General features: G+C 57.3%; 14 protein-coding genes and 1 other annotated feature. Of the genes, 11 read left to right on the top strand and 3 right to left on the bottom strand.

Going from position 1 to position 16,907, the window contains the following annotated elements:
- Positions 1-137 precede the first annotated feature (137 nt).
- Together acrR and mscK are read left to right on the top strand one after the other, a co-directional pair.
- On the top strand, positions 138-791 hold the full coding sequence (acrR, locus tag N7V53_RS04885) for a multidrug efflux transporter transcriptional repressor AcrR (RefSeq protein ID WP_279792418.1): 654 nt from the start codon (positions 138-140) through the stop codon (positions 789-791).
- A 122-nt stretch (positions 792-913) separates the two neighbouring features.
- Positions 914-4,267: a mechanosensitive channel MscK gene (gene mscK / locus N7V53_RS04880; protein ID WP_279792416.1), complete on the top strand. Its 3,354-nt coding sequence runs from the start codon at positions 914-916 to the stop codon at positions 4,265-4,267.
- A gap of 17 nt (positions 4,268-4,284) precedes the next feature.
- On the opposite strand, the gene rsmS is transcribed toward mscK, so the two are convergent.
- On the bottom strand, positions 4,285-4,446 hold the full coding sequence (gene rsmS / locus N7V53_RS04875; protein WP_023478300.1) for a pleiotropic regulatory protein RsmS: 162 nt from the start codon (positions 4,444-4,446) through the stop codon (positions 4,285-4,287).
- 13 nt (positions 4,447-4,459) lie between these two features.
- Positions 4,460-4,987, bottom strand: a complete 528-nt coding sequence (priC, locus tag N7V53_RS04870) for a primosomal replication protein N'' (protein WP_270222110.1) — start codon at positions 4,985-4,987, stop codon at positions 4,460-4,462.
- A 67-nt stretch (positions 4,988-5,054) separates the two neighbouring features.
- Between priC and N7V53_RS04865 the strand changes: the two genes are divergently transcribed.
- The 9 genes from N7V53_RS04865 (at position 5,055) to N7V53_RS04825 (ending at position 14,433) form a co-directional block, all read left to right on the top strand.
- Positions 5,055-5,432: a DUF454 family protein gene (locus N7V53_RS04865; protein WP_279792413.1), complete on the top strand. Its 378-nt coding sequence runs from the start codon at positions 5,055-5,057 to the stop codon at positions 5,430-5,432.
- Between the two features lie 151 nt (positions 5,433-5,583).
- Positions 5,584-6,135 (top strand): adenine phosphoribosyltransferase, encoded by a 552-nt coding sequence (apt, locus tag N7V53_RS04860; protein ID WP_023478292.1) that lies wholly within the window; start codon positions 5,584-5,586, stop codon positions 6,133-6,135.
- Positions 6,136-6,244: 109 nt separating this feature from the next.
- Positions 6,245-8,176: a DNA polymerase III subunit gamma/tau gene (dnaX, locus tag N7V53_RS04855; RefSeq protein WP_139965494.1), complete on the top strand. Its 1,932-nt coding sequence runs from the start codon at positions 6,245-6,247 to the stop codon at positions 8,174-8,176.
- Positions 7,509-7,573: a sequence feature (DnaX frameshifting element), on the top strand. (Overlaps the previous gene by 65 nt.)
- A gap of 82 nt (positions 8,177-8,258) precedes the next feature.
- Entirely contained in the window at positions 8,259-8,588 is a 330-nt protein-coding gene (locus N7V53_RS04850; RefSeq protein WP_023478246.1) for a YbaB/EbfC family nucleoid-associated protein, read from the top strand.
- Positions 8,588-9,193, top strand: a complete 606-nt coding sequence (gene recR, locus N7V53_RS04845; RefSeq protein ID WP_023478251.1) for a recombination mediator RecR — start codon at positions 8,588-8,590, stop codon at positions 9,191-9,193. The genes N7V53_RS04850 and recR overlap by 1 nt, the downstream gene beginning before the upstream one ends.
- Before the next feature lie 109 nt (positions 9,194-9,302).
- Positions 9,303-11,177 (top strand): molecular chaperone HtpG, encoded by a 1,875-nt coding sequence (gene htpG, locus N7V53_RS04840; protein ID WP_094419554.1) that lies wholly within the window; start codon positions 9,303-9,305, stop codon positions 11,175-11,177.
- 170 nt (positions 11,178-11,347) lie between these two features.
- Entirely contained in the window at positions 11,348-11,992 is a 645-nt protein-coding gene (adk, locus tag N7V53_RS04835) for an adenylate kinase (protein WP_023478294.1), read from the top strand.
- A 112-nt stretch (positions 11,993-12,104) separates the two neighbouring features.
- Positions 12,105-13,067, top strand: coding sequence for a ferrochelatase (gene hemH / locus N7V53_RS04830; protein ID WP_023478268.1), 963 nt, complete (start codon positions 12,105-12,107; stop codon positions 13,065-13,067).
- 61 nt (positions 13,068-13,128) lie between these two features.
- Positions 13,129-14,433 carry an inosine/guanosine kinase gene (locus N7V53_RS04825; protein ID WP_023478263.1) on the top strand — a complete coding sequence of 435 codons (1,305 nt, stop codon included), beginning with the start codon at positions 13,129-13,131 and terminating at the stop codon, positions 14,431-14,433.
- Between the two features lie 523 nt (positions 14,434-14,956).
- Here N7V53_RS04825 and ybaL read toward each other — a convergent pair.
- On the bottom strand, positions 14,957-16,633 hold the full coding sequence (ybaL, locus tag N7V53_RS04820) for a YbaL family putative K(+) efflux transporter (protein ID WP_279792406.1): 1,677 nt from the start codon (positions 16,631-16,633) through the stop codon (positions 14,957-14,959).
- Positions 16,634-16,907 lie beyond the last annotated feature (274 nt).

Raw genomic sequence — 16,907 nt, 5'->3', positions numbered from 1 at the left:
AACCTCGAGTGTCCGATTTCAAATTGATCAATGGATCAAAGGCCCAAAAACCCATTGCTGCGTTTATATTATGGTCGTGCTATGGTACAAACATTCACAAATGTATGTAAATCTGACTCCTGTAAATTCACCGACATATGGCACGAAAAACCAAACAACAGGCGCTTGAGACGCGACAACACATCCTTGATGTCGCCATGCGGCTGTTTTCCCGGCAGGGCGTTTCATCAACTTCGCTGGCTGAAATTGCGCAGGCGGCAGGAGTAACTCGCGGCGCGATTTACTGGCATTTCAAAAACAAGTCAGATTTGTTTAGTGAAATTTGGGAACTGTCGGAATCCAGTATTGGAGATCTTGAAACTGAGTATCGGGCAAAATTCCCTGGCGATCCACTCTCAGTATTAAGAGAAATTTTGGTTTATATCCTCGAAGCCACCGTTGTCGAAGAGCGGCGTCGCCTGATGATGGAGATCATCTTCCATAAATGCGAGTTTGTCGGCGAAATGGCGGTAGTGCAGGAGGCGCAGCGCGATTTATGTCTGGAAAGTTACGATCGCATTGAAAATACACTCACTGAATGTATTCAGGCGAAATTATTACCCGCCAATCTTTTAACCCGCCGTGTCGCGGTGCTGATGCGCGCCTATGTCTCCGGAATTATGGAAAACTGGCTCTTTGCGCCACAATCTTTCGATCTGAAAAAAGAGGCGCGCGCCTACGTCGCCATCCTGCTGGAGATGTGTCAGTTCTGCCCGACGCTGCGCGACGAAACGCCGGCTCTCAAGGCATAAGCAGTCCGCCAGGATTTCTCCTGGAGGCCGCTCACTCTTCTAGGTAGTTGTCTGCACGCGTGATATTCTTCGCGCGTGGCCACTCCGGCCGCTTTCCCGAACAGACAACGATCGCTCAAATTATGTTGCACACCAATCGCACACCTAACCCGTTCGCAGCATTTGCCGCCGCACTGTTTCTTATTTTTATCAGCTTCTCAAGCCTGGCGGCGCCCGCGCAGAGCGGAAGTGATCTGCCTTCGCGCAGCGAAGTGCAGAATCAGCTCGACGCACTCAATAAACAAAAAGATCACTCCGCGCAGGAGAAGCTGGTTATTCAGGATCTCAATGAGACTCTTGATACGCTGGATAAAATCGACCGCGTCAAGCAGGAGACCGCGCTGCTGAAGCAGAAAGTCGCGCAGGCACCGGAACAGCTGCGTCAGGCAACCGAGGCTCTTAACGCGCTGAATGATAAAGACAGCGATGAGGAGACGCGCAAAACCCTTGCCACGCTGTCGCTGCGCCAGCTGGAGTCGCGCGTTTCGCAACTGCTTGAAGATCTGCAAACCGCGCAGAACGATCTCTCCAACTACAACAGCCAGCTGGTGTCATTGCAGACACAGCCGGAGCGCGTGCAGAACGCCATGTACAGCGCCTCGCAGCAGTTGCAGCAGATCCGCAACCGCCTGAACGGCACGGTTGCCGGTGAAGGGGCGTTGCGCCCGACGCAGCAAACGCTGTTACAGGCCCAGCAAACCCTGCTCAATGCGCAGATTGAACAGCTGCGCAAAAGCCTGGAAGGCAATACCACCTTGCAGGATACGCTGCAGAAGCAGCGGGATTACGTCACTGCAAACAGTAACCGCCTCGAACACCAGCTTCAGTTATTGCAGGAAGCGGTCAACAGCAAGCGTCTGACGCTGACAGAAAAAACGGCGCAGGAGGCGGTAACGCCGGATGACACCGCGCGCATTCAGGCGAACCCGCTGGTAAGCCAGGAGCTGGAGATTAACCACCAGCTGAGCCAGAAGCTGATTGAAGCCACCGAAAGCGGCAATGCGCTAGTGCAACAGAACATCAAAGTGAAGAACTGGCTCGACCGCGCCCTGCAATCCGAGCGCAATATTAAAGAACAAATTTCGGTGCTGAAGGGGAGCCTGCTGCTGTCGCGCATCCTCTATCAGCAACAGCAAACGCTGCCCTCAGCCGATGAACTTGAGGATATGACCAACCGCATTGCGGATCTGCGTCTCGAGCAGTTCGACATCAACCAGAAGCGTGACGCGCTGTTCCAGAACGAGAACTTCGTCGCCAAACTGGAAGAGGGCCACCAGAGCGAAGTCAACGACGAAGTGCACGACGCGCTTTTGCAGGTGGTCGATATGCGCCGCGAACTGCTCGATCAACTGAACAAGCAACTTGGCAATCAGTTGATGATGGCCATTAACCTGCAGGTCAATCAGCAGCAGTTGATGAGCGTGTCGAAAAGCCTGCAAGAGATCCTGACCCAGCAAATTTTCTGGGTGAACAGCAACAAGCCGATGGACTGGGAGTGGTTCAAAGCCTTCCCGCAAACGCTGCGTGATGAGGTCAAAGGCACCCACATTACCGTCAACTGGGAAAAAGCGCTGCCGGCGGTGGCGATCGCGTTTCTCGCCGGGCTGCCGCTGTTGCTGATTGCCGGGCTGATCCGCTGGCGTCTGCGCTGGCTGAAAAACTACCAGGCGAAGCTGGCGGAGCAGGTCGGGCAGCTACGCAGCGACAGCCAGTTACATACACCAAAAGCGATCCTCATCGATCTGATCCGCGCCTTGCCGATCTGCCTGCTTATTCTGGCGGTGGGGCTGATTCTGCTGACCATGCAGCTTAATATTAGCGAGCTGCTGTGGGCATTCAGCAAAAAGCTGGCGCTCTTCTGGCTGGTCTTTGGCCTGTGCTGGAAAGTGCTGGAGAAAGAGGGCGTTGCCGTTAACCACTTTGGCATGCCAGCGCAGCTGACCAGCCACTGGCGGCGGCAGATTGTGCGCATCAGCCTCGCGCTGCTGCCGCTCCATTTCTGGTCAGTGGTCGCGGAGCTGTCGCCGCTGCATCTGATGGATGACGTGCTCGGGCAGTTTGTCATTCTGCTGAACCTGCTGGTGATCACCGCGCTGGTGTGGCCGATGTTCCGCGAAAGCTGGCACGATAAAGAGTCGCATGCGCTGCGCCTGGTCACCGTCACGGTGCTGGCGATTGTGCCGATTGCCTTAATGGTGCTCACCGCTACCGGCTACTTCTACACCACGCTGCGCCTTGCCGGGCGCTGGATTGAAACCGTCTATCTGGTGATTATCTGGAACCTGCTCTACCAGACGGTGCTGCGCGGTTTGAGCGTGGCGGCGCGCCGTATTGCCTATCGCCGTGCGCTGGCGCGTCGCCAGAATATGGTGAAAGAGGGCGCGGAAGGCGCCGAGCCGCCGGAAGAGCCAACTATTGCGCTTGAGCAGGTTAACCAGCAGACACTGCGCATCACCATGCTGGTGATGGTGGCGCTGTTTGGCGTGGTCTTCTGGGCGATTTGGTCAGACTTGATCACCGTGTTTGCCTACCTCGACAGCATTACGCTGTGGCACTACAACGGCACCGAAGCGGGGGCGGCGGTGACCAAAAGCGTCACCCTCGGCAGCCTGCTGTTTGCGATTATCGCCTTTGTGGTGGCCTGGGCTCTGATCCGCAACTTGCCGGGTCTGCTGGAAGTGTTAGTCCTGTCGCGGCTCAATATGCGCCAGGGCTCCTCCTATGCCGTCACCACCATTCTGAACTACGTCATTATCGCGGTCGGAGCGTTAACGGTCTTCGGCTCGCTGGGCGTCTCGTGGGATAAGTTGCAGTGGCTGGCGGCGGCGTTGTCGGTCGGTCTCGGCTTCGGTTTGCAGGAGATCTTCGGTAACTTTGTCTCCGGCCTGATTATCCTGTTTGAGCGCCCGGTGCGTATCGGCGATACCGTGACCATCGGTACCTTCTCCGGTACGGTAAGCAAGATCCGTATTCGAGCGACGACCATCACCGACTTCGATCGCAAAGAGGTGATTATCCCGAACAAGGCCTTCGTGACCGAGCGGCTGATCAACTGGTCGCTCTCCGATACCATCACCCGCGTGGTGATCCGTATCGGCGTGGCCTACGGCTCCGATCTTGAGAAAGTGAAAAAGGTGCTGCTGAAGGCGGCGATGGATCACCCGAAAGTGATGCACGACCCGGAACCGGCTGTCTTCTTTACCACCTTCGGGCCGAGCACGCTGGATCACGAGCTGCGTCTCTATGTGCGTGAACTGCGCGATCGCAGCTATACGGTGGATGAGCTTAACCGCACCATCGATCGCATGTGCCGGGAAAACGACATCAATATCGCCTTTAACCAGCTCGAAGTGCACCTGCGCAATGAGAAGGGTGATGAGTTAACGGAAGTGAAGCGCGAGATAAAGGGCGACGATCCGAGCCCTGAAGCGCCTTAATAGTTAGCCCCTCTTCCTCAGGGAAGGGGGGCTGCCGGCTGTAACTGCTTCTGTTCAAAATCCCGTTTGACGATCTCCAGCGCTTTTAACACCAGATCGGGGGCGATCTCATGCTGTTCAAGCAGCATAATCAGATCGACCGCCAGCTTGACCTCATCCGGGGCATTTTCCAGCGACATCTTCTCTCCTTGGTTAACGGGTTAAACGCGCCAGCACGCGCTCAATATTCTCCAGCGCTTTGCGACAGCGGCCGAGCCGGACATCCAGTGCCTCTACTTCTTTATGCAGCTTCTGCTGTTCAGCAAGCGTAGTAACCGACGCTAAGCGCGCGTTACGCTCATTTTTCATCGCCTGCAAACGGCGCTCATACTCCTGATGCTGCAAGCGCCGCCGCTGCCAGCGCGTAATGCCGGGCGAGGCGTGATCCCACTGGCGCAGCGGCCAGACGGCGCTCTCCCGCGTCAGCGCGGCGATTTGCGCGGTTAAATGCTCCGCAAGCCAGAGCGCCTGCGGCAGATGGTTGCGCGCCACGGTCTCGCGCAGCGCCGCCAGGTTTTTATCGGTCTCATTAAGATAAGCACGCATGCGCGTATCTTTTGTCTGAAAAAGATGGCGATCAAAACGGGCGCTGACGGTGAAGTGATCCGCCAGCGGCGCGGCCTGCTGGCGTAACCGGGCAAGTTGCTGCTCCAGCCTCTCTAAAAGCGCGTCGCTTTTCATCTCTCATTCCCTCTTTTTCACGGCGATTATGGTACATTAGCCGCTTATTCCGGCAACGATTAGCACTATGCAACGCACTATTTTAATCATCATTGGCTGGCTGGCGGTAGTGCTCGGCACCCTGGGTATCGTTCTGCCCGTTTTACCGACCACGCCTTTTATTCTGCTGGCCGCCTGGTGTTTTGCCCGATCGTCGCCGCGTTTTCATCACTGGCTGCTCTACCGCTCCTGGTTTGGCAGCTACCTGCGGCACTGGCAGCAGTATCGCGCCATGCCGCCCGGCGCAAAGCCGCGCGCGATTGTTATTACGCTTTTGACCTTCGCGGTCTCACTCTATTTCGTGAAGATGATGTGGGTGCGCGTTTTGCTGCTGATCATCCTCGCGTGTCTGCTGATTTTCCTGTGGCGGATACCGGTGGTTGATGCAAAGCAACAAAAAACCTAATGCGCTGCGATGGCAGTTGCAATTCTCGCTCACTGCCAGTAAATTCGAGCGTTTTCGAGCACGGGGTCGACTGGTTAAAGCTTAACCAGGGGCCAATTGAGCCGTTATCATACGTCCCGTGAGTAATACCGTTTCTATCAGGCAAATATCCATGACAGCGACTGCGCAGCAGCTTGAATTTCTCAAAAACAGCATCAAAAGCATTCAGGATTACCCGAAGCCGGGCATCCTGTTCCGTGATGTCACCAGTTTGCTGGAAGACCCGAAGGCGTACGCCCTCAGCATTGAATTGCTGGTTGAGCGTTACAAAAACGCCGGGATCACTAAAGTTGTTGGTACCGAAGCGCGTGGCTTCCTGTTCGGCGCGCCGGTGGCGTTAGGCCTCGGCGTTGGCTTTGTGCCGGTACGTAAGCCGCGTAAATTGCCACGTGAAACTATCAGCGAGAGTTATGAGCTGGAGTATGGCACCGATCAGTTAGAGATCCATGTTGATGCGATCCAGGCTGGCGACACCGTACTGGTGGTCGACGATCTGCTGGCAACCGGCGGTACCATCGAAGCGACGGTGAAACTGATCCGCCGTCTGGGTGGCGAGGTTACCGACGCGGCGTTCATTATCAATCTGTTCGACCTGGGCGGCGAAGAGCGCCTGAAAAAACAGGGTGTTACTAGCTACAGCCTGGTCTCGTTCCCGGGGCATTGAACCCGCGTACCTTCATCCCTCACGCCTGAGGGATGAAGTGCATTCTCAGCCGATGCTGTGTTAGCATTACCCCTCGTGAATCCACCTTCCAGCGTTTCAGAGCCTGCCAATGAGTTATCAGGTCTTAGCCCGAAAATGGCGACCGCAAACTTTTGCTGACGTCGTCGGCCAGGAGCATGTGCTGACCGCACTGGCGAACGGCTTAACATCAGGACGCATTCACCATGCGTATCTGTTCTCCGGCACCCGCGGCGTCGGAAAAACCTCTATTGCCCGTTTGCTGGCGAAGGGGCTTAACTGCGAAACCGGTATTACGGCGACACCGTGCGGTGTCTGCGATAACTGCCGTGAAATCGAGCAGGGCCGCTTTGTCGATCTGATTGAGATCGACGCCGCTTCGCGTACCAAAGTGGAAGATACCCGCGATCTGCTGGACAACGTCCAGTACGCGCCGGCGCGTGGCCGCTTCAAAGTCTATCTGATTGACGAAGTGCACATGCTCTCGCGTCACAGCTTCAACGCATTGTTGAAAACCCTTGAAGAGCCGCCCGCGCACGTTAAATTTCTGCTGGCAACCACCGATCCGCAAAAACTGCCGGTCACCATTCTTTCCCGCTGCCTGCAGTTCCATCTTAAAGCGCTGGATGTCGATCAGATCCGCACCCAGCTTGAGCATATTCTCGCTGACGAGAAGATCGAATCTGAGCCGCGCGCGCTGCAACTGCTGGCGCGCGCCGCCGACGGTAGCCTGCGTGATGCCCTGAGCCTGACCGATCAGGCGATCGCCAGCGGCAACGGCCAGCTTTCCGCTGCGGTAGTCAGCGCCATGCTCGGCACGCTGAATGACGATCAGGCGCTCTCACTGGTGGAAGCGGTGATTGCCGCCAATGGCGAGCGGGCAATGGCGCTGGTCCATGATGCCGCCTCGCGCGGCGTCGAGTGGGATGCGCTGCTGCTGGAGATGCAGAGCCTGCTGCACCGCATCGCCATGGTTCAACTTACCCCGGCGGCACTCGGCAGCGATATGGCGTCGGTGGAGCACCGTCTGCGCGAACTCGCGCGCACCGTGCCTCCGGCTGATATTCAGCTTTACTACCAGACGCTGCTGATTGGCCGCAAAGAGTTACCCTTCGCCCCCGACAGACGGATGGGCGTTGAGATGACCCTACTGCGCGCGCTGGCGTTCCACCCGCGCGCGCCGCTGCCTGCGCCAGAGGTGCAGCAGGCCTCGTTTGCGCCTGTCGCACCGACGGCGGTGATGTCGCCGCAGCAGGTGGCTCCTGCACCGCAGGCGCAGCCCGCGCCCCAGCAGGATGTTCCGCTGCCGCCTTCTACCAGCCAGGTGCTGGCGGCGCGCAGACAGCTGCAGCAGGCGCAGGGAGCAGACAAAGCAAAAAAGAGTGAACCGGCAGCCGCAACCCGCGCGCGGCCGGTGAGTAACGCCGCGCTGGAGAGGCTCGCCTCTGTCACCGAGCGCGTACAGTCCCGCCCGGCGGCAGCAACGGCCGACAACAAGCCGGTGAAAAAAGAGGCCTATCGCTGGAAAGCGACCACCGTCGTTGAGACGGTAAAAGAGGTCATCGCCACGCCAAAAGCGCTGAAAAAGGCGCTTGAGCACGAGAAAACGCCGGAACTGGCGAAGAAGCTGGCGGAAGAGGCGATCGAGCGCGACGCGTGGGCAAAAGAGGTGAGTCTGCTGAAATTGCCTAAACTGGTCGAGCAGGTGGCGCTGAATGCCTGGAAAGAGCAGGATGGCGCGCGCATCTGTCTGCACCTTCGCAGCGCCCAGCGCCATCTCCACTCGCCCGGCGCGGTGAAGACGCTCGGCGAGGCGCTTAGCGAATTGCACGGTTCGGCGGTTGAACTGACTATTATTGAAGATGATAATCCGGCGGTGCGTACGCCGCTGGAGTGGCGTCAGGCAATCTATGAAGAGAAGCTCGCGCAGGCGCGCGAGTCGATTATTGCGGATAGCAATATCCAGACCCTGCAGCGCTTTTTCGATGCGGATCTGGATGAAGAGAGCATCCGCCCCCTTTGACAGGAAGAGCGATACTTCCCGTTTTCAACCCTGAATGTGACTTATCAACCTGGTGAGTCACCACAGCTAAAGAGAGAAGCCTATGTTTGGAAAAGGCGGTCTGGGTAACCTGATGAAACAGGCCCAGCAGATGCAAGAAAAGATGCAGAAAGTGCAGGAAGAGATCGCGCAGCTGGAAGTGACCGGCGAATCAGGCGCGGGTCTGGTGAAAGTGACCATCAACGGCGCGCATAACTGCCGTCGCGTGGAGATCGATCCGAGCCTGCTCGAAGACGACAAAGAGATGCTGGAAGATCTGGTCGCCGCTGCATTCAACGATGCTGCACGCCGCATTGAAGAGACGCAGAAAGAGAAGATGGCCTCTGTCTCTTCCGGTATGTCCCTGCCGCCAGGCTTTAAGATGCCGTTCTGATGCAAACCAGTCCGCTGTTAACGCAGCTTATGGAAGCGTTGCGCTGTCTGCCGGGCGTTGGCCCGAAGTCGGCGCAGCGCATGGCATTTACGCTGCTGCAGCGGGATCGCAGCGGCGGCATGCGCCTCGCGCAGGCGCTCACCCGGGCGATGTCGGAGATTGGTCACTGCGCGGATTGCCGCACCTTCACCGAGCAGGAGGTGTGCAATATCTGCACCAACCCGCGACGTCAGGAGAACGGTCAAATCTGCGTGGTGGAAAGCCCGGCGGACATCTACGCCATTGAGCAAACGGGGCAGTTTTCCGGTCGCTACTTTGTGCTGATGGGCCACCTGTCGCCGCTGGACGGTATCGGGCCGGATGATATCGGTCTCGACCGGCTCGAGCAGCGCCTCGAATCTGAAAAGATTCAGGAGGTGATCCTCGCCACCAACCCGACGGTGGAAGGGGAGGCGACCGCTAACTATATTGCCGAGCTGTGCGGGCAATATGGCGTGGAAGCCAGCCGTATCGCCCACGGCGTGCCGGTGGGCGGCGAGCTGGAGATGGTGGATGGCACCACGCTTTCCCACTCTCTCGCCGGGCGTCACAAAATTCGTTTTTAACCAGACGGGGGCAGAAATTTTTGCCTCCGCTTGAAATTCCCCACCGTTATCCCCACTTCTCCCTCAACGCTTTTTCCACCTTGTAAATGGCATTGTTGAGGTTTTCCCAATGAAAGGACAAGAAACACGTGGCTTCCAGTCAGAAGTAAAACAGCTTCTGCATTTGATGATCCACTCTCTTTATTCCAACAAAGAAATCTTCCTGCGTGAGCTTATCTCCAACGCCTCGGATGCGGCGGATAAACTGCGTTTCCGCGCGCTCTCCAAACCCGATCTCTATGAAGGCGACGGCGACCTGCGCGTGCGCGTCTCCTTCGACAAAGAGAAACGTACCCTGACCATCGCCGATAACGGTATCGGTATGAACCGTGACGAAGTGATTGACCATCTGGGGACAATTGCTAAATCCGGCACCAAAGCCTTCCTCGAGTCGATGGGTTCCGACCAGGCGAAAGATAGCCAGCTGATCGGCCAGTTCGGCGTTGGTTTCTACTCGGCATTTATCGTTGCCGACAAAGTGACCGTGCGCACCCGCGCGGCGGGCGAAAGCGCGGAAAACGGTGTCTTCTGGGAATCGGAAGGCGCGGGCGAATATACCGTTGCCGATATCACCAAAGCCGATCGCGGTACCGAGATCACTCTGCATCTGCGCGAAGGGGAAGATGATTTCCTCAACGACTGGCGCGTGCGCTCCATCATCAGCAAATACTCCGACCATATCGCGCTGCCGGTTGAGATCGAAAAACAGGAAGAGAAAGACGGCGAAACCGTTGTCACCTGGGAGAAGATCAACAAAGCACAGGCGCTGTGGACGCGTAATAAGTCTGAAATCAAAGATGACGAGTACAACGAGTTCTACAAACATATCTCCCATGATTACAGCGATCCGCTGATCTGGAGCCATAACCGCGTTGAAGGGAAGCAGGAGTACACCAGCCTGCTCTATATCCCGTCGCAGGCACCGTGGGATATGTGGAACCGCGATCACAAGCACGGTCTGAAACTCTATGTTCAGCGCGTCTTTATCATGGACGAAGCCGAGCAGTTTATGCCGAACTACCTGCGTTTCGTGCGCGGGCTGGTCGACTCCAACGATCTGCCGCTCAACGTCTCTCGTGAAATTCTGCAGGACAGCAGCGTCACCCGCAGCCTGCGCACTGCGCTGACCAAACGCGTACTGCAAATGCTGGAAAAACTGGCGAAAGATGACGCGGAAAAATACCAGACCTTCTGGCAGCAGTTCGGCCTGGTGCTGAAAGAGGGGACCGGCGAAGACAGCGGCAACCTGGAAACCATCGCCAAACTGCTGCGTTTCGCCTCCACGCACAACGACTCCTCCGCGCAGACCGTGTCGCTGGAAGAGTACGTCTCACGCATGAAAGAGGGCCAGGAGAAGATCTACTTCATCACCGCCGACAGCTACGCCGCGGCGAAGAGCAGCCCGCACCTTGAGCTGCTGCGTAAGAAAGGCATCGAAGTACTGCTGCTTTCCGACCGCATTGATGAGTGGATGATGAGCTACCTGACCGAGTTCGACGGTAAGCCGTTCCAGTCTGTGGCGAAAGCCGATGCCTCGCTGGATAAGCTGGCTGACGAAGTGGATGAGTCCACCAAAGAAGCGGAAAAAGCGCTGGAGCCGTTTGTTGAGCGCGTGAAAACTCTGCTCGGCGAGCGCGTGAAAGAGGTGCGTCTGACTCACCGTCTGACCGATACTCCGGCAGTTGTCGTCACCGATGCCGATGAGATGAGCACGCAGATGGCGAAGCTGTTTGCCGCGGCTGGCCAGAGCGCGCCGGAAGTGAAATACATCTTCGAACTGAACCCGGATCACGCGCTGGTGAAACGCGCGGCGGATACCCAGGACGAAGGGCAGTTTAACCAGTGGGTTGAGCTGCTGCTGGACCAGGCACTGTTCGCCGAACGCGGTACGCTGGAAGATCCAAACCAGTTTATTCGCCGCATGAACCAGCTGCTGGTTTCGTAAGCTGCACCAGGGAGGCCACCGTGCCTCCCTTTTTTATTCCCGCTTTTGCCGGTTAAGAAAAAGGTAGCATTACCGTTTCAGCGTCCGCGCCTTTCTTGAGCCTGCCTCCTCTTGATGGTATCTTTTAGCGCTTTTGAAAAATTGAACCAACATTTGAGGGGATTTTCGCAATGCGTATTATTCTGCTGGGCGCTCCGGGCGCAGGTAAAGGAACTCAGGCGCAGTTCATCATGGAGAAATACGGTATTCCGCAAATCTCTACGGGTGACATGCTGCGTGCCGCAGTGAAATCTGGCAGCGAGCTGGGTAAACAGGCGAAAGATATCATGGACGCCGGCAAGCTGGTCACCGACGAGCTGGTTATCGCGCTGGTGAAAGAGCGTATCGCCCAGGAAGATTGCCGTAACGGCTTCCTGCTGGACGGTTTCCCGCGCACCATTCCGCAGGCCGATGCGATGAAAGAAGCCGGCATCAACGTCGATTTCGTGCTGGAATTCGCCGTACCGGACGAGCTGATTGTCGATCGCATCGTTGGTCGTCGCGTTCACGCCGCCTCTGGCCGCGTTTACCACATCAAATACAACCCGCCGAAAGAGGAAGGGAAAGATGATGTGACCGGCGACGAGCTGACCACCCGTAAAGACGATCAGGAAGAGACCGTGCGTAAGCGCCTGGTCGAATACCATCAGCTGACGGCTCCGCTGATCGGTTACTATCAGAAAGAAGCGGAAGCGGGTAACACCCAGTACGTTAAAGTTGACGGCACCAAAGCGGTTAGCGACGTACGCGCTGAACTGGAAAAAATCCTCGGGTAATTTCCATTTCCCCCGGCTATATGCCGGGGGAAACTATCAATCACAGCAATTGGTTCCGTTTACCCGCTTTTCGGCTACAATAATCAACCAGTTAAATGGTTAAGAGGCGCGAATGAGTCAGGCAAAAACGGGCATTTTGTTGGCCAATCTCGGCACCCCCGATGCACCCACCCCCCAGGCCGTTAAACGGTATCTGCGGCAGTTCTTAAGCGACAGACGCGTGGTCGATACGCCCCGCTTGCTGTGGTGGCCGCTGTTACGCGGCGTGATCCTGCCTATTCGTTCTCCCCGCGTGGCGAAACTCTACAAATCCGTCTGGATGGAAGAGGGCTCACCCTTAATGGTCTACAGCCGCAGGCAGGAAAAGGCGTTAGCCGCCCGTTTGCCGGATGTGCCCGTCGCGCTCGGTATGAGCTACGGTTCACCGTCGCTGGAGAGCGCGGTCGAAGCGCTGATGGCGCAGGGCGTTGAACATATCGTTGTGCTTACGCTCTATCCGCAATACTCCTGCTCGACGGTTGCCGCCGTCTGGGATGAGCTGGCGCGTATTCTCGGCAAAAAACGCTTTATCCCCGGCATCTCCTTTATTCGCGACTATGCCGATAATGCAGACTACATCGCAGCGTTAGCGAACAGCGTGCGCGCCTCGTTTGCGCAGCATGGCGAACCGGATCTGCTTCTGCTCTCTTACCACGGTATTCCGCAGCGTTACGCCTCGCAGGGGGATGACTACCCGCAGCGCTGCCGCGACACCACCCGTGAGCTGGTTTCTGCTCTCGATCTGCCGCCGGAGAAGGTGATGATGACCTTCCAGTCGCGATTCGGTCGCGAACCGTGGCTGACGCCTTACACCGATGAGACGCTGAAAATGCTCGGTGAGAAGGGCGTGAAGCACATTCAGGTGATGTCACCGGGCTTTGCCGCCGACTGCCTGGAGACGCTGGAGGAGATCGCCGTGCAGAACCGCGAGTTCTTCCTCGAAGCCGGGGGTGAAAAGTATGAATACATTCCTGCGCTGAATGATTCGCCGGAGCATATTGAGATGATGGTCAACTTAACGGCCAAATATCGCTGATCGCTGCGCGGGCCGAGTGTGATACCATGCACGGCCCGAATGTATTGCACGTAGCACAAAGATGAAATTTCCCGGTAAACGTAAGTCCAAACACTATTTCCCCGTCAACGCCCGCGACCCCTTATTGCAGCAAATCCAGCCTGAGAGCGAAACCGGCACCAGCTGGGTGGTCGGTATTGACCAGACGCTGGTGGATATCGAAGCGAAAGTGGATGATGCGTTTATCGCACGTTTCGGCCTAAGTGCTGGCCATTCGCTGGTGATCGCCGATGATGTCGCTGAAGCGCTCTATCAGGAGCTGGTGAGCAATAACCTGATTACCCACCAGTTTGCGGGCGGCACCATTGGCAACACCCTGCACAACTACTCGGTGCTGGCCGATGACCGCTCGGTTTTGCTGGGCGTGATGTGCGATAACGTGCAAATCGGCGGTTACGCTTACCGTTACCTCTGCAACACCTCCAGCCGTACCGATCTTAACTATCTGCAGGGCGTTGAAGGTGCAATTGGCCGCTGCTTTACGCTGGTCAGCGACAGCGGTGAGCGCACCTTCGCCATCAGCCCCGGTCATATGAACCAGCTGCGCCCGGAAAGTATTCCTGAAGAGGTGATTGCTGGTGCCTCCGCGCTGGTGCTCTCCTCCTATTTAGTGCGCTGTAAACCCGGCGAGCCGATGCCGGAGGCGACCATGCAGGCGGTGGCCTATGCCAAAAAGCACAACGTGCCGGTGGTGCTGACGCTGGGTACCAAATACGTTATTGCTGACAACGTGCCGTGGTGGCGCGACTTCCTCAAAGAGAACGTCTCGATTCTGGCGATGAATGAAGAGGAGGGGCACGCCCTGACCGGTGAGAGCGATCCGCTGATGGCGGCGGATAAAGCGCTGGACTGGGTCGATCTGGTGCTCTGCACCGCCGGGCCGGTCGGCTTATATATGGCGGGCTTTACCGAAGATGAGGCGAAGCGCAAAACCCAGCACCCGCTGCTGCCGGGCGCGATTGCCGAATTTAACCAGTATGAGTTTAGCCGTGCGATCCGCCATAAGGATTGCGAGCATCCGCTGCGTATCTACTCCCATATCGCCCCTTATATGGGCGGGCCGGAGAAGATCATGAACACCAACGGCGCAGGCGACGGCGCGCTGGCGGCGCTGCTGCATGACATTACCGCTAATAACTATCATCGCAACAACGTGCCGAACTCCAGTAAGCATAACTTCAGCTGGCTGACCTACTCGTCGCTGGCGCAGGTGTGTAAATATGCGAACCGCGTCAGTTACCAGGTGCTGAACCAGCACTCCCCGCGCTTAACCCGCGGCCTGCCGGAGCGGGAAGATAGCCTCGAAGAGGCGTACTGGGAGCGTTAAGGAAAAGGCCGCGTAATTGTACCCATGTTGCTGAAACGGCGTAGGCCGGATAAGCGGTTACGCGCCATCCGGCAATGGGTGCGGCATGTTGCCTCGGTGGAAGGGTTCCGTTCACCATACGTGGTGGGGTTTCATTGACCTCTTATGCGGTGAACGGGACAAGGGAAGCGGCCGCGCTCCCCTTGTCAATCCCCGCGGCCCCGCGAGGAAATCGGTGCTTCGCACTGCGCTCACCTCCCGCGTGCCTGACGGCGGCCGGCTCGACTCGACATCCTGTCTCGGTTCGCCTCTGTCCGCCATCCATGGCGTCCAGACCTTGTCATTCACGCTTCGGTTCGCCGATTTCAGCGGGGGTCAACACCGTCGCTGTGAGACCGGAGGTAAAAGCAATATCGGTGTTGCGGTAGGCTCGCTTTTGTAGGCCGGATAAGGCGCAGCCGCCATCCGGCAATGATGCCGCGGGGATAATGCCGGATGGCGCGTTGCACGCTTATCCGGCCTACGTTTAAGAGCCATCGCCCCATTACGGAGCGACCACTTCCTCCGCTGGCGTATTCGCCAGAATATTCAGCATCGTGTTGGCAATCTCGCGCTCACCCATCACCACCTGGTTTGCACCGCGTTCGCTGATGTAATCCACCTCATCGTCATAATGGGCGCGGGCGATAATCTCAATGTTCGGGCACTTCTCGCGCGCGGTGGCGACAATCTCACCCGCTTCATAGCCGTTCGGGATGGTCAACAGCAGCCAGCGGGCGCAATCCAGATGCGCCAGATTCATAATCTCTTCATTCGCCGCATTGCCCAGTACCGCGCGGATACCGCGCTCGCGCAGCTCATCCACCCGCGTGCGCGAGGTTTCAATCACCACCAGCGGAATGCCCTGGGCAATCAGCTTCTCGCCGAGCAGGCTGCCGACGCGGCCAAAGCCGACCAGCAGCGCATGGTTGCAGATATCAACGGCGATCTGCTTCTCATCCTCCGTCGCCTCTTCCAGCGTCTGCTCTTCCAGCGTCTCGGTCTTATCGAGATACTTCTCGAGAATGGTAAACAGGATTGGGTTGAGCATAATCGACAGGATCGCCCCTGCCAGCACCAGGTTTTGCCCCTCCTGCGGCAGCAGATCCAGCGCCATCCCCAGCCCTGCAAGAATAAAGGCGAACTCACCAATCTGCGCGAGGCTGGCGGCGATGGTTAATGCGGTACGCGGCGAGTGGCCAAACATACGCACCAGCAGGAAAGCCGCCGCCGATTTACCAAAGACAATGATTGCCAGCGTTGCCAGCACCGCCAGCGGCTGATCGACAAGGATCATCGGATCGAACAGCATGCCGACGGAGACGAAGAAGAGCACGGCAAAAGCGTCGCGCAGCGGCAGGGTGTCGTGGGCCGCGCGGTGGCTCAACTCGGACTCATTAAGCACCATGCCAGCGAAGAAGGCACCGAGGGCGAAGGAGACATCAAACAGCTCGACCGCGCCGAAAGCGATACCGAGCGCCAGCGCCAGCACCGAAAGGGTAAAGAGTTCGCGGGAGCCGGTTGCGGCGCTGCGCGCCATGATCCACGGCACCAGGCGGCGGCCAACCAGCATCATAATGGCGATAAAGGCCACCACTTTACCGATGGTGATGCCCATATCCACCGCCAGCGAAGCAAGGCCGACATCGCCTTTTTCCATCATGCCCGCCACCGCCGGCAGCAGCACCAGCGTTAACACCATCACCAGGTCTTCAACGATCAGCCAGCCGATGGCAATCTGCCCGCGCTGGCTATCCACTAACTGTCGCTCCTCAAGGGCGCGCAGCAGCACCACGGTACTGGCGGTTGAGAGACAGAGACCAAAGACGATGCCGGTCATCAGCGACCAGCCAAGCCCGGCGGAGAGCGCCATACCCAGCAGCGTCGCGACGGCTATCTGTGCGATCGCGCCGGGAATGGCGATGGCCTTTACCGCCATCAAATCCTTCAGGGAGAAGTGCAGGCCGACGCCGAACATCAGCAGGATCACGCCCAGCTCTGCGAGTTCAGGTGCCAGTTTGGTGTCCGCCACAAAACCTGGTGTAAACGGTCCCGATAACACGCCCGCTAATAAGTAGCCCACCAGAGGGGAAATGCGCAGTTTGTTGGCAATCATGCCGAGGATAAAAGCGAGCACAAGCCCGCCGACAATGGTGGTAATAAGCGGTGTGGCGTGATGCATTCCGTCTCCTTTCGTTGATGCGTGGATCCCACGGTCGTCGACCGATAGCTGAGTAACAGTTTATGACAATTTTGCCGGTCGCGTTTGTTAATAATTGTTGAATTATGAAGAAAACAGCAATCTGGATGAAAAAAATGTCCAACCGGCTCTGCCATAACATAATTAAGGGCGCTGACGCAGATTTAAAGGATAAGTGGCTCATGAAAAAAGGGCTTTCCCCGGGCAGAAAGGCAGGGAAGTCAGCGTGATGGTGAGCGAATATGGTGATCATCCT

The sequence above is a fragment of the Kosakonia sp. HypNH10 genome (genome assembly GCF_029850615.1).
Lineage (GTDB): Bacteria > Pseudomonadota > Gammaproteobacteria > Enterobacterales > Enterobacteriaceae > Kosakonia > Kosakonia cowanii.
This window is presented reverse-complemented; position numbering and strand designations above follow the sequence as displayed.

What these genes read in the sequence shown, in the direction of transcription:
- mscK (WP_279792416.1), top strand. Translation starts at nt 914, where the DNA reads ATGTTGCACACCAATCGCACACCTAACCCGTTCGCAGCATTTGCCGCC.
- priC (WP_270222110.1), bottom strand. Translation starts at nt 4,987, where the DNA reads ATGAAAAGCGACGCGCTTTTAGAGAGGCTGGAGCAGCAACTTGCCCGG.
- acrR (WP_279792418.1), top strand. Translation starts at nt 138, where the DNA reads ATGGCACGAAAAACCAAACAACAGGCGCTTGAGACGCGACAACACATC.
- hemH (WP_023478268.1), top strand. Translation starts at nt 12,105, where the DNA reads ATGAGTCAGGCAAAAACGGGCATTTTGTTGGCCAATCTCGGCACCCCC.
- htpG (WP_094419554.1), top strand. Translation starts at nt 9,303, where the DNA reads ATGAAAGGACAAGAAACACGTGGCTTCCAGTCAGAAGTAAAACAGCTT.
- N7V53_RS04865 (WP_279792413.1), top strand. Translation starts at nt 5,055, where the DNA reads ATGCAACGCACTATTTTAATCATCATTGGCTGGCTGGCGGTAGTGCTC.
- dnaX (WP_139965494.1), top strand. Translation starts at nt 6,245, where the DNA reads ATGAGTTATCAGGTCTTAGCCCGAAAATGGCGACCGCAAACTTTTGCT.
- apt (WP_023478292.1), top strand. Translation starts at nt 5,584, where the DNA reads ATGACAGCGACTGCGCAGCAGCTTGAATTTCTCAAAAACAGCATCAAA.
- ybaL (WP_279792406.1), bottom strand. Translation starts at nt 16,633, where the DNA reads ATGCATCACGCCACACCGCTTATTACCACCATTGTCGGCGGGCTTGTG.
- adk (WP_023478294.1), top strand. Translation starts at nt 11,348, where the DNA reads ATGCGTATTATTCTGCTGGGCGCTCCGGGCGCAGGTAAAGGAACTCAG.
- N7V53_RS04825 (WP_023478263.1), top strand. Translation starts at nt 13,129, where the DNA reads ATGAAATTTCCCGGTAAACGTAAGTCCAAACACTATTTCCCCGTCAAC.
- N7V53_RS04850 (WP_023478246.1), top strand. Translation starts at nt 8,259, where the DNA reads ATGTTTGGAAAAGGCGGTCTGGGTAACCTGATGAAACAGGCCCAGCAG.
- recR (WP_023478251.1), top strand. Translation starts at nt 8,588, where the DNA reads ATGCAAACCAGTCCGCTGTTAACGCAGCTTATGGAAGCGTTGCGCTGT.
- rsmS (WP_023478300.1), bottom strand. Translation starts at nt 4,446, where the DNA reads ATGTCGCTGGAAAATGCCCCGGATGAGGTCAAGCTGGCGGTCGATCTG.